Source organism: Photorhabdus machadonis, assembly GCF_052657765.1.
Map to the genome: position 1 here is coordinate 3525369 of NZ_CP199761.1, position 12378 is coordinate 3537746.

Below are 12378 nucleotides of genomic sequence, written 5' to 3' on the forward strand. Positions count from 1 at the left end.
CTGTTATGTCCGTACTTGGCCGTATCCACTCTTCCGAATCCTGTGGCACTGTTGATGGCCCAGGCATCCGGTTTATCGTCTTTTTTCAGGGCTGTCTGATGCGTTGCCTCTATTGCCATAATCGCGATACATGGGATACCCACGGTGGTAAAGCAGTCACTGTCGAAGAGTTGATGAAAGAGGCAACAACCTATCGTCATTTTATGAACGCCTCTGGCGGCGGCGTTACCGCCTCGGGTGGTGAAGCCATTCTTCAAGCTGAATTTGTACGTGACTGGTTTAGAGCCTGCCATGCCGAAGGTATTCATACCTGTCTTGATACCAATGGATTTGTCCGCCGCTATGATCCGATTATTGATGAACTGATGGACGCGACTGATCTTGTTATGCTTGATTTGAAACAGATCAATGATGAAATCCACCAACAGCTGGTTGGGGTTTCAAATCACCGCACTTTGGAGTTTGCCCACTATCTGGCTAAACGTAATCAAAAAACCTGGATTCGTTATGTTGTTGTTCCAAGTTGGTCTGATGATGATGAATCCGCTCATATGCTGGGTGAATTTACCAGAAATATGAAAAATATTGAGAAAATTGAGCTTCTGCCTTATCACGAACTGGGTAAGCATAAATGGATTACCCTGGGTGAGGAATATAAGCTGGAAGGTGTTAAACCTCCTGCCAAAGAGGTAATGGACAGAGTTAAAGGTATTTTGGAAAGTTATGGGCATAAAGCTGTGTATTGAATTTCTTACCCCCATTCCTGAAATGAAATGTGAAGTACAGTAAAACTGAAAATCGGATTAGTCCGGTTTTCAAGATTAAAATAAAAAAGAAACATCTATCAATTCAAGCATAATTTCTTCGAAAGACAAAAATGCATTCAGGAAATAACCAAAGAACTGCTATTGTTATTAATATACTAACACTCCTGCGTCTAAAACACGCTTAAGAAAATATCCTTAATAGGCAAAAATAAATATTGACTTATGATTTATATTGTATATTTTTAGCACATCGCACTATATTAATTTAAGCTTCAAAGAAACAGGTTGTCTGTTATGGATACTTTAGATGAATTCTACGAAAGAAACCCTTGGGCCAGAGGGTACTTTGATAATAGTACCAATAAAGAAAGGAAACTTCTGAAAATTCAGATGGATAAACAAAATGAGTTGATGGTGCTCATGGATAGAGTTGCCAACAAATATATGAAATGGAGCTTGGCTAAAGACCATTTTATTCATGAAGTTATTGCTTATTCTGAAGATATCACCGCAAAGATAAATACCGGGGAGCTTTCGATCTCTGAGGCAATAGCGTCATTAGATGAAGAGATGCGATCGTTAGAAAAACAGGATGCCATGCTTTCTCAAAAGAGAGTAAGGCAAGTTATCGTTGTAAAGAAAAAAGCGCCAGATGAGAATACTAAAAGCAGGAAAGATGAAGTAGTCAATTTAACTATTGCATGGATTGGATTTGTGTCTGGAACTATACAATTCATTGGTGGATTTATTGCTATTGATACCGGTATTGGAGCAGTGCCTGGAGCATTATTGATGGCTCATGGCTTTAATAACATTATTGAAAGTGGACATTATATCCTTTATCGTGAGAGCTATACTGGACCGGTTAAATTTGTCTATGAAGGGGTTGGAGAAAAAGCTTTTGGGATGGATAAGCGTGATGCGGATGTGGTGTATACATCAGTTGATGTTGGTATGTCTATTAATGGGTTTCTTGGCTATAAACTCGAACCAGATAGTCAAAGATTATATCGGTATATAAATGCTGACCTGCTTGTTGGTTTAAAGCGACAAGGGATAGAAACGATGAATTATAAAGAGATAGCTTTAGAAATCACAGGTGACCTGAATACCGTTTATGGGCAATATAGATCGTATTGAAGGAAGGATAGAATGGTAGATTATTTATACATTATTTTTTCTTTACTTGCATTTTATCCTCTATACATTGCTTTTAAAAAACTCTTAACCCCTGATGATGTCTACATTAATTTTTTAGCTGTATTGCTTATGGCAGCATCTAATCTTTTCCATATACATGTTTTCTATACTAGTCGGATTCCATTTTTGGGTGTGTCCATATCAGATAATGACTTCATGTTTTACAGTCCTTTTGTACTATCTTGGTTGTGTACCATTACCTGCATAATCGCACATGGCAGACATTATAGAAAAAACAAATGGTGATTTTATAAATTAATAAATTAATGATCAACAATCAGCTATACTAAGGATATAAGCAATGATCTATCTCTACATTTTATTTTCTTTGATTATGATGATTCCTTTGTATTTTTTTAAAGTGGCTTCTATAAGCCAATAATTATTACTGCAATTTTTCCGCTGGGATTAGTTGTACTTGTCTATATAACATTCCATATGTACGTTTTTAATTTTTACCGCGTTACAATTATCAATATAGATATTAATGATCCATTGTAATTTGCATCCTTAATCCTTGCCCTACTTTGCTGTATTCCATATTGGGTTACACATAAGAGATTTTATAGGAAAAATAGATAATTTTTGCAGGTAAAATAAAACTATATTACCTGCAAATAAATTAATAAATGCGATCATCCCAAATACTATAAGCACTAGTCCCTGCTATATGATGAGTCCATGTGATACTCTTATATCGCAAAGAGATCGTTTCTTGCGGCTGTGAACCTGCATGCGTTATCGAATGAGGATGATAAACAGCTAAATCAGTTATCGTCGCCCCAATCACTTTTATAGTGTAATACAACTCCTGAATCCCGGAGTGATTCGTTCTACAAACATCAAAGAACGCATCTAATATTTCATTATCTGAAATCGCCACCCCCAAAAGCGGTGATGACTTATCAATAGGTTTTTTAAATGTTATAGGATGATGATTGACATTCTGCTCTCTGGTTAGAGAGTGAGAAAGACTATAAATAAGTTTCCAAAATAGTGCTACATCTTATACCACTTATAATTCTATGTATAACAATGGGTTGAGAAAGTCCATGTGTAGCAGAATTATGAAGAGTTATTTATACGAGTATCTGGTCTATATGACCCAATTGACCTTTATTTCCTATTGAATCTATAGACGAACAACCTGCCGATATCAACCCCTGCTTTTGACCCTTCAAGGTTAAATAGATTAAGTCTGACATATACACTCCTTCTTAGTGTTAAAATACCAACGACTCATTATTGATACGAGATTTCATTCTACATAAAAAAATCCAAAATAGAATTAAAATTTATGATTTCAGGGATATATTTCAATTAAACTCAGCCATTAAAATACATTGAAACACTTTGTTACAATTATTTGCAATTTGATACAATTAGAAACACACAGCAACACATTGAACTTAAATTGACCAGCATTTCTGGCTTGTTCATTATAATTATCACTTGTCGATTAACGAATTTAATATAATATGTACATCAGATTTCTCAAATAGTGATATCTTCTCAAATGAAGACAGGAAAAGACTATTTAGCATATTGTTAACTAACAGATAAACTGGAAAAGTTCATGAATAATCAAGATCTAAATTCTAATCCCAATACTATACCTGACAATAAAGAAGTATTTATTCCTGGTGGCCTGTCCGTTAGTAGCGGAAATGGGATAACCTGGATTAGTCAGGCATGGAGTCTCGTCAAAGACAAATTAGGCATGTGGGTACTGCTTAATATTATCTATCTGGTTATTATAATGGGTCTCCAGATTATTCCTCTTCTTGGATTGTTCGCTGGAGCTTTAGGCCCAATATTTATTGGTGGTATTATTGCTGTGTGTGAAAAACAGAGAACTACCGGACAATTTGAGCTAGGGCTGTTATTCAATGGATTTCAGAAAAATTTTACATCACTGCTTTGCGTTGGTGCTTTATCAGTTGGTATTATAATACTTGGCATAATCGCAGCACTCATCGTCGGCGGCAGCACAATGATTCATATCTTATTATCCAGCCAACAAGGGGACATTTCAGCCGAAATGCTCCAACATAGCCTATCTACGCTATTTCTCAGTACCTTTGTTATATTCATCTTCTTCATCGTTGCCCTCGCTTTGACCTGGTTTGCACCCGCATTAATCATTATTCATAATTTGAAATTCGGTGCTGCTGTATCAATGAGCCTGGAAGCCGTGAAAAAGAATTTGTTACCAGGTTTCCTATTCTTCGTGACTATTGGCATAATTTACATGATCTCCGCAATTCCCTTAGGTTTAGGCCTTTTAATCTCTATGCCGCTATTTTTAGTCAGTTATTATTCATCTTACCGTAACATTTTTATCGGAAGAGAAAACCATCCATTTTGATTAGCTAAAATGCATACCCAATATTCACTGAATCCAGTAACTTGATTCTCAGAAAATGAGTCAATAATGAAGGAATAGAAAAGCGTCAAACGGGCGCTTTTTTATTAACACAATAATCAGCTGATATATTCTAAGCTGCCCACATATAGACGTAATACTTTAGGTATTTCAATATAAACATCGGCTAGAAACACACTTGCATATGGCAAGCAGGATTACCAATTAAACGTTGACAGTGAACATAAGCATCCGTTCCCAAATAAAGGCCGGATAAATACCCTAAATAAAGATCACCATTTAGAGTCGTTGATGTAGAAAAGACAAACTGAGACCTCTTAAGATTTTAGCGCTCCGATAAAAAGAGTAATTTATAGCCAAACTGTCTGATATTCAAAGTAAATGTGAATAATATCACTAATATAATGAGTGCAGTAAAATTCACATTTATACCCTTCATCTTTATACAGCCTATAAATTGAAATTTTTTCTTCTTAAAAATACCTTGTTTAGTGTTAAAACACTGATTAATTACTATTAACATTAATCTTCATTCTAAAAAAAAAGCCCAACGGAATTAAGAATGTTCTGATTTTAGAAAATATGTATCAACCAGAATTACCTCTTCACATTACACACCATAACCGGTTTTTTAAAGCCAACAAAATAATAATTGTGTGATTTTTAACTCACTAAAATATAAACAATAATTTAACTATAACATAGAGAAACGGAAATATATTATAGAGTTAATTCAGACATTAAATGGTTCTGAAACACTTTGTTACAATTATTTTCAATTTAATACAATTAGAAATACTTAGCAACATATTAAATGGATTTTTACCCATACTTTCAGCTTATGACTTGTGTTTTATACTTGTTGATTGTTAAAGTTAATATATGGTGCTTGCCTGCTTTCTCAAGCTAGTTTGTATCTTTTGAGATGAAGTCAGAAACAAGCGATCAAATAGACCAACAGATAAATTGGGAAAGTACATGGATAATCAAAACTTGAACTTTAATTCCGACGTTATACCCGACAATCAAGAGGTATTTATTCCTGGCGGTCAGTCCCTCCATGGAGTAGAAGGCGTGAATTGGATTAGTCAGGCATGGGAGCTTGTCAAAAGCAAATTGGGTATGTGGATACTACTCAGTATTACCTACCTTACCATTATAGCCATTCCACAGTTTATTCCTTTTCTTTCGATATTTGCTGTCATTTTACGCCCGGTATTTCTTGGCGGTATTATTGCCGTGTGCGAAAAACAAAGAACTACCGGAAAATTCAAACTAAGCTTGCTATTTAATGGATTTCATAAAAATTTTGCCTCGCTGCTTGGCGTTGGTATTTTATCATTGGGTATCATGCTCCTTAGCGCTATTGCAATGCTTATTATCAGTGGTAATGCAATGATTCATATCCTGTTAGCCACCCAACACGGTGAACTTTCAGCTGAAATGCTCGAACATAATCTATCTGCATTACTTCTGGGTGCCTTTACTGTGATAATCTTCTCCTTCATTACTACCGCGTTAACCTGGTTTGCACCCGCATTAATCATTATCCATAATTTGAAATTCGGTACTGCTGTATCGATGAGCCTGGGAGCCGTGAAAAAGAATTTATTACCTGGCTTCTTGTTCTTTAATATCATCGGGGTAATTTTCACAATGTCCACCATTACTTTGGGTTTAGGTTTTTTAATCGCTATACCAATATTTTTGGTTAGCAATCACTCCTCATATCGCAGCATTTTTATCGGTAAGGAAAAATCGTCCAACTTGTTCATATAATACTCCATCCTGATCGAGAAAAATTTTCCATTTCATAGACTGTTGTTCTGCACCCAGAATCTGAAACCAGCCTCAGTGAGCAGAAACAACAAGTCTTACCACCTTGAAATCCCTTATTCCTTTATACCGTATATTCATTGCGGCATTAATATTCCGGCTATGCTCTGTCCTACATTATAGGCATTTCCAATAACAAAAAAGTTATATCGGTATACGCAGGTTGCATAGCACTAACTTAAGCATGAAGAGAGCATTCAATTAAGAGATCAACTAAACAACTAATTTAGTTTACGTCCACTTTGAACATTTCAACACAATTAACGAGTTTGAATTAAATCAGAAAAATAATATTTTTATTATCTGAAATTATCTAAAATATAAGCATTAAATAGATTATATAAAAGACAGCAATATATCATAGAGATAACTTAGCTATTTAGGTTACTTTGGAATATTTTTATAAAATTAAAAAGATTCAGCTGTACATTGCATAGAAATCCACCAGTATTTTTGACTTATTACTCCTATTTAGTACTTGTTGATTAATAAAATTAATATAATATACCTACCGGCTTTCTCCAGCTGACTGGAACTCTTGAAGTACAGACAGAAAAAGCTATTTAATATAAATCAACAACTAAATTGGAAAAATACATGGATAATAAAAACCTAAGTTTTAATTCCCAAGCAACATCTGACAATCAAGAGGTATTTATTCCTGGTGGTCAATCTCTCAGCGGGGAAAATGGGGTAAAATGGATTGGTCAAGCATGGAGTCTCGTCAAAAGTAAGTTGGGTATGTGGATACTGCTTAACATTGTTTATTTAACTATTGTGTCTGTTCTCCAGCTTATTCCTCTCATTGGGATATTTGCCGGGATTCTGAATCCAGTATTTCTTGGCGGTATTATTGTTCTGTGTGAGAAGCAAAGAACTACCGGAAAATTTGAGCTAGGGCTGTTGTTCAATGGATTCCAGAAAAATTTTGCCACGCTACTTGGCATTGGTGCTTTGTCATTTGGTATTATGATCCTTGGCATTATCGCAATGCTTATTGTCGGCGGTAGTGGAATGATAAATATTCTATTAGCCAGCCAATATGGTGAGCCTTCAGTTGATATGCTCCAAAACATGTCTTCGTTATTTCTTGGGGCCGTTGTTTTGATAATCTTCTGCATCATTGCCGCTGCTTTAACCTGGTTTGCACCCGCATTAATCGTTCTCCATAATTTGAAGTTCGGCGCTGCCGTATCAATGAGTCTAGAAGCAGTGAAAAAGAATTTACTGCCTGGTTTCTTATTCCTTATTGTTATAACGATAATATTCATAACCTCTATAATTCCTTTCGGCTTAGGTCTTTTAATCTCAATGCCGTTAATTTTGGCTAGCTATTATTCATCTTACCGCAGCATTTTTATCGGTAAAGAGAAATCATCCATTTTAATTAGCTAAAAGATACATCTATTCTTCACCAAATCCAGCAATTTGATTTTCAGTAAATGAGTCAATAATAGAAATGTAGAAGAACATCTCTTAGAAGGTAATGCTGTTCGGTTAAGATACCTTGAACAATTCCGCATCGTTGAAATAATTCAGAGAATCGCCTCTTCTCTGGATTATTTTATGCTCCAGCAGGATATTAAACTGGTCATTGGGGTAATCGGCTCTCCTTTTTCCGACACGAAATTGATCCTTTGTTGAAATGGACATAACTATACGACATCCAAAAATCAGTGGTTATATCCATTATTACTAGCCCGTTATCATAAACGGGCTGATAGTTGTCATTAATCAAATTGATGCTGATTCAAAGCATGTTGGGCATGAGCAGCTTGAAGATAGTTGTGGATCATTTCAATGAATTTTTCATCAGATATTTTTTTACCATTGACCATCAGTGTTCCCCCAAAGCTATAAAAGAGACGGCGTTTTTTCTTCTTCAATTTTCCTCCGCCTAATCGCTTTTTAGGCGTCATCTCTGGCAAAATAACATTGTCAGCCAACTCAAGTGTTAATGCACTGACTTTGAAGAAAAAAGACCCAAACGTCATGTAATTGAAATCAATAATATTATGCAGAGGATAAGGTGTCTGAAAATCAGGGCCACTGATTTTTTTTGGCTCCAAAATTATCATGCTGTTTTTACAACGTTTATAGATGATAATTGCGAATAACAAACAAAGTAAGTTCACTAAGGCAATAGCAGTGGAGGTTAAAAGTATTCCCAATATATTCCCTGAATGAGTTCCTTCCATAATGAAAGACAAAAGGAATCCACTTCCCACTATAACCATGAGGGTAATGGTCAGAATAAACATAAGATTACGTTTACTGGATACGGTCAATGTGGTGGCCTCAGATGACACCGCCGCCTGCTCCTCCCAAATTTGCTTCTGTTCTTGATAATACTCGTCAATTTCTCCTGACAGATTTTGCGTCAGTTCCACCGAAAGCGCTTTAGCATCGGCAAATAGGTCATCAATATTATCGTAATGTCCTGCTTCAACCGGACGCGAAGCATAATCCAGCAACTCCTGATCTATGGGTTGCTCTAGTGCTTCAATCCGTGATTTGGTTGTTGGATGGGTATCCGTTGGGTGAGTGAACTCATTTTCCAAGAACTGACCCGCCTCAGGAATGCCGTTTTCCCGCAGGTTATCAATAATGACAGGCAACAGATCATCGGCTTTCGATTTACCTTCAAACAACGCTGACAATTGTTTGTTAACGGCCTCGCTCACCGCAGAAATACGTAGTAGAGAGCTAGAAATAGCTTGAGTACTGCTCAATCTGGCACCCACAGCATCGGCGGCATATTCACGGATACGGCTCCAATGATTAACCGCAAAATCAAACTGTTGAATGAAGAAAATACCCAAATAAATGGAAGGACTCATAACCAGACGGCTATAGTAATCTTCTCCATCCTTGACGTTACTGATCATCACATCAATGCTGCGGCTCATGCCTGCATAGATCGGTGAAAAATGGAGACTGTAGGTGGTATCTTCACCAGTAAAATGCCCTAATTCATGGCCGATCACCGCTGCGGATTCTTCACGGCTCAACAATGCCCCGTAGATTAGCGGGAAGTATAAGGTACGACCTTCAAGTACCTGTTCATTATTGATGCAGACAGGATAGGAAGTTACAAAGAAACATTCCGTCAAACCAACAACAATATTGTCTGGTGGTTTTGTACCGACTTGTTCAGCTAACTCATTGATCCATTGCCATAGGCCGGGTGCTTCCTCTGGTGTCACGGGTTTTCCCATCAAATGAGAAGCTGAAGGGGAAAACATAGCAAAACAGTGTTTGAGTTTCGCAATACCTTTAATAATGCACCACAGGATTGCCAATGCTGCCATACCTGCAATGGCAACAATTTTTACCCCACCACCTCTCATTTCAAAATTATTGATAAACCAAAGCATTTCATAACTGATCAGGGAAAAAATACTGAGACCAATCAATGTCATCTGTCCAACAAGAATAAAAGGTAATAACCGACGACAGCGATCAAATACCTTCAATAATTCATCACGGGATTTGCGGGCCACAATACCACTGCGCATACACAGTAAGATCGCCGTTCCACCTAACAACAGTGATAATACACCACCGCCAATCGTCCCTAGATCCAGAATTGACTGAAACTCATTGAATGTGGCTTCTTCGCTGCTAAGTATCTCATTTGTTTTATTAAAGATTTGATTGGCGGTAAAAGAAGTGCCGTTGATTTCCATTGTAATTTTGGGATCGGTTTTCAACAGTTGCGTCGCTTCGGTATGTAATAATTTGATATTATTAAAGGCTTCAGTCAGTTCACTGGTTCGGTAATATTGCCAGCCACCATAACAACTTAATACTAATGGCAGAACAAGCAGCCAAAGAAAGAGTTTATTACGCATTGAATATATCCTGTTTATATTCCTATTGGGTCGATTCACATAAGTACAACAGCGTTAAATTGAATTCTGTTGAATGATATGGGATACGGCTCTTAATTCAGAAATGAGATATGATTAAAAGTCGCAATATTGTATTCCTAAATATCCCAAGTTGTCATTCTATTTTAAATGGTAATTTATTATTAAAATAAAGGCTAAGTTTATTTCCTTACTGTTTACTGTTAATGAGTATCTGAAATGGGGATAATCTACTATCCCCAATATCATAAAACTAATGGCCCGTCATTATCCATTTCTTTGATAACCAAGAGAAAATCAGCCCAGATATCGCGCCAAAAATATGTCCTTCCGTTGAAATATCTTCTTGCCACGGTAACAGGCCAAATACGATCCCACCGTAGTACACAAACACGAGAATCGCAAAGAAGAAATCTTTTGCCCTTCTCAGGAAAAAGGCATTAGCCAGCAGTAATCCCCATAAACCAAAAATCCATCCACTGGCACCAATATGAATGGCAGTCCGGCCAAATAACCAGACTAATGTTCCTTCCACAAAGATAATAAACAGGCTGGCTAGCACATAATAACGAATGGAGTGTGTCATCAGTAACGCACTCAGTACTAATAATGCGGGAAGATTGCTGAACAAATGCGCCCAGTCACCATGTAAGAACGGAGATAATGGAATACCCATTAATCCTTGAGCGTATCGGGGAATGATACCGAAATTGCTTAGTGCGCCACCGGTTAAAGTATCAAGCAATTGAGTTACGATCAGTATTACTGCTAATCCTATTAGAATATGAAAGTGTTGTTTTAGCCGTATTTTCACTGGATTGTTGCCTTATCATTTATTGGAAATAAAAACGAACGTTGGTTTCAAATAAAGGTGCCATGATCAGAGTTGACACGACCGCTACCCTATCCTGAAAGTTTGGCATTTAACAATTTTGATGTACTAGGGTAATACCTCCTTAGGAGGTGGTTTAAGGCTGACAATAAAAAAGCGCCAAACTGGCGCTTTTCATTCACACAATAATAATCAGCCGATATATTCTAAACCACCCATATATGGACGTAATACTTCTGGAATTTCAATGCGGCCATCTGCCTGCTGATAATTTTCCATAACAGCAACCAAAGTACGGCCAACAGCCAAACCAGAACCATTCAGGGTATGAAGCAGTTGAGTCTTCTTATCATCTTTACCACGGAAACGCGCCTGCATACGGCGAGCCTGGAAATCCCACATGTTAGAACAGGAAGAGATTTCACGGTAAGTGTTCTGCGCCGGTAACCACACTTCCAGATCGTAAGTTTTGCATGCACCAAAGCCCATATCACCCGTACACAATAAGACCTTACGATAGGGGAGGTTCAGTAATTGCAATACTTTCTCTGCATGGTTCGTTAACTCTTCAAGCGTATTCATTGATTCGTCAGGATGAACAATCTGGACCAATTCAACCTTATCAAACTGGTGCATCCGGATCAGGCCACGGGTATCACGGCCATAAGAACCCGCTTCTGAACGGAAGCAAGGTGTATGCGCTGTCATTTTCAGTGGTAATTCGCTTTCATCCAGAATTTCACCACGAACCAAGTTGGTTACCGGCACTTCAGCCGTCGGGATCAGTGCGTAATGGTTTGCTGTTTCCTCTTCCAAGGGCTTGGTGTGGAAAAGATCTTCACCAAATTTTGGCAACTGTCCCGTACCATATAAGGTGTCATGGTTAACCAGATAAGGAACGTAAGTTTCCAGATAACCATGCTGCTCGGTGTGAAGGTTCAGCATAAATTGCGCCAAGGCACGATGCAGACGGGCAATCTGCCCCTTCATCACCACAAAACGCGAGCCAGTAAGCTTAACGGCAGCGGCAAAATCCAGACCATTCGCCAGTTCACCTAATGAAACATGATCTTTGATTTCAAAATCATATTTACGTGGTTCACCCCAGCGACTCACTTCCAGATTATCATTCTCATCTTTACCTATTGGTGCAGAATCATCTGGCATGTTAGGAATACTTAACACCAAATCGCGGATTTCAGCCTGAAGTTTTTCCAGTTCGGATTTCGCTGTATCCAACTTCTCACCTAACTGGTTCACTTCCTGACGTAATGGATCAATATCTTCACCACGGGCTTTTGCCGCACCAATAGCTTTCGATCGGGAATTACGTTCTGCTTGCAGGGTTTCAGTTTCAACTTGTAAAACTTTGCGGCGCTCTTCTTGTTTGCGCAGCGTATCCACGTTAAGGGTATAGCCCCTGCGAGCCAGTTTTTCGGCGACTGCGTCTAGCTCATTACGCAGTATGTTTGGATCGAGCATGCT

8 protein-coding genes and 2 pseudogenes are annotated in these 12378 nt (G+C 37.7%); 5 read left to right on the forward strand and 5 right to left on the reverse strand.

Going from position 1 to position 12378, the window contains the following annotated elements; translation table 11 throughout:
• Positions 1–5: 5 nt before the first annotated feature.
• Entirely contained in the window at positions 6–746 is a 741-nt protein-coding gene (pflA, locus tag ACUN2T_RS16705; protein WP_445494120.1) for a pyruvate formate lyase 1-activating protein, read from the forward strand.
• 315 nt (positions 747–1061) lie between these two features.
• A complete protein-coding gene (locus ACUN2T_RS16710; RefSeq protein WP_445494121.1) occupies positions 1062–1907 on the forward strand; it encodes a DUF4225 domain-containing protein in 846 nt (281 codons plus the stop codon).
• A 682-nt stretch (positions 1908–2589) separates the two neighbouring features.
• Here ACUN2T_RS16710 and tssD read toward each other — a convergent pair.
• Both tssD and ACUN2T_RS16720 read right to left on the reverse strand, forming a co-directional pair.
• Positions 2590–2943: pseudogene (gene tssD, locus ACUN2T_RS16715) on the reverse strand (type VI secretion system tube protein TssD); the annotation flags it as partial.
• Positions 2944–3049: 106 nt separating this feature from the next.
• A pseudogene (locus ACUN2T_RS16720) lies at positions 3050–3172 on the reverse strand (type VI secretion system tube protein Hcp); the annotation flags it as partial.
• A gap of 371 nt (positions 3173–3543) precedes the next feature.
• On the opposite strand from ACUN2T_RS16720, the gene ACUN2T_RS16725 reads away from it, so the two are divergent.
• The 3 genes from ACUN2T_RS16725 (at position 3544) to ACUN2T_RS16735 (ending at position 7584) form a co-directional block, all read left to right on the forward strand.
• A complete protein-coding gene (locus ACUN2T_RS16725; RefSeq protein ID WP_445494122.1) occupies positions 3544–4335 on the forward strand; it encodes a BPSS1780 family membrane protein in 792 nt (263 codons plus the stop codon).
• Between the two features lie 996 nt (positions 4336–5331).
• A complete protein-coding gene (locus ACUN2T_RS16730; RefSeq protein ID WP_445494123.1) occupies positions 5332–6132 on the forward strand; it encodes a BPSS1780 family membrane protein in 801 nt (266 codons plus the stop codon).
• 654 nt (positions 6133–6786) lie between these two features.
• Positions 6787–7584: a BPSS1780 family membrane protein gene (locus ACUN2T_RS16735; protein WP_445494124.1), complete on the forward strand. Its 798-nt coding sequence runs from the start codon at positions 6787–6789 to the stop codon at positions 7582–7584.
• 335 nt (positions 7585–7919) lie between these two features.
• On the opposite strand, the gene ACUN2T_RS16740 is transcribed toward ACUN2T_RS16735, so the two are convergent.
• From ACUN2T_RS16740 to serS, 3 genes are all read right to left on the reverse strand, one after another.
• Positions 7920–10043: a M48 family metallopeptidase gene (locus tag ACUN2T_RS16740; protein WP_445494125.1), complete on the reverse strand. Its 2124-nt coding sequence runs from the start codon at positions 10041–10043 to the stop codon at positions 7920–7922.
• Positions 10044–10314: 271 nt separating this feature from the next.
• Positions 10315–10875: a rhomboid family intramembrane serine protease gene (locus tag ACUN2T_RS16745; RefSeq protein WP_445494126.1), complete on the reverse strand. Its 561-nt coding sequence runs from the start codon at positions 10873–10875 to the stop codon at positions 10315–10317.
• Positions 10876–11085: 210 nt separating this feature from the next.
• Complete coding sequence (gene serS / locus ACUN2T_RS16750) at positions 11086–12375, reverse strand: serine--tRNA ligase (protein ID WP_445494127.1); 1290 nt, start codon at positions 12373–12375, stop codon at positions 11086–11088.
• Positions 12376–12378: the final 3 nt, after the last annotated feature.